The following is a 1,151-nucleotide window of genomic DNA, read 5'->3' on the forward strand; positions in this document are numbered from 1 at the left end:
TGGTCCAGTGCAACGCCGGCGAGACGGAGACGGCGGCCGGGCAGGTGCCGGGAGTCGCCGGGTCGGTGTTCAAACTCAGGTACTCCCACGCCCGCCAGGAGCTGTACGACACCGCCGCCGCCGTCCTCGGCCCCGACTGCCTCGACCTGGACCGGCCCTGGGTCCTCGACCGGCTCTCCTCCCTGTCGTACACCATCGCGGCGGGCACCTCGCAGATCCAGCGGACCATCGTGGGCGAGCGGATCCTCGGCCTGCCGAAGGGACGGTGAGCCGTATGCGCCTGCGGCCCACGGACGACCAGCGCGCACTGCGCGACGGCCTGCGGCGGCTGCTGGCCCGGCGCTTCGACGCGGCCGCGCCGCGGGCGGCGGCCGCCGCGCCCGCCCTGGACCGGGCGCTGTGGCGTGAGCTGGGGGCGGCCGGGTTCTTCGCGCTGCGTCTGCCGGAGGCGGAGGGCGGTGTGGGACTGGGCCTGCCCGAGGCGGTGCTGGCCTTCGAGGAGACCGGACGCGCACTGCTGCCGGGCCCGCTCGTGGCCACCCACCTCGCGGCCGGGGCCGTGCCCGGAGCGGCCACCGGGGAGACCGTCGTGGCCGCCGTGGACGGCGGCGGCCTGGTGGAGTGGCTCGACGCGTCCGACACCGTCCTCGGGGACGCCTCGGGCGCCGTACCCGTGCGGTCGGTCGACCCGTTGACGCCGCTGCACCGGTTGCCCCCGGCCGGCGCGGACCGCCCGCCGGATCCCGTCGCCGTGCTCCTCACCGCCGCCGAACAACTGGGCACCGCCGCGCGCGTGTGCGAGCTGGCCGTGCAACACGCCCGGACGCGAAAGCAGTTCGGGCAGCCCGTCGGGGCCTTCCAGGCGGTCAAGCACCTGTGCGCGGACATGCTCGTACGGACCGAGACGGCCCGCGCCGCCGTCTACGCCGCCGCCGTCACCGCCGATCCCGCGGACATCGCGGCGGCCCGGCTGCTCGCCGACGAGGCCGCCGCGCGCGGTTCCCGCGACTGCCTCCAGGTGCACGGCGGCATGGGCTTCACCTGGGAGTCCGAGGTGCATCTGCACCTCAAGCGCGCCTGGGTGCGCTCCCAGCGCGCCGGCGGTGTGACGGAGAGTGAGGAGCTGCTCGCGGCGGATCTGGTGGCCGGAG

Annotated in this window: 2 protein-coding genes; both read left to right on the forward strand. The window is 76.3% G+C overall.

Annotated elements, in window-relative coordinates; genetic code table 11:
• A partial coding sequence (locus IE249_RS37710) for an acyl-CoA dehydrogenase family protein (protein ID WP_268249703.1) occupies positions 1 to 269 on the forward strand: 269 nt, incomplete at its 5' end.
• Between the two features lie 5 nt (positions 270 to 274).
• A partial coding sequence (locus tag IE249_RS18515; protein ID WP_189705937.1) for an acyl-CoA dehydrogenase family protein occupies positions 275 to 1,151 on the forward strand: 877 nt, incomplete at its 3' end.

The sequence above is a fragment of the Streptomyces anandii JCM 4720 genome (assembly GCF_014650655.1).
GTDB lineage: Bacteria > Actinomycetota > Actinomycetes > Streptomycetales > Streptomycetaceae > Streptomyces > Streptomyces anandii.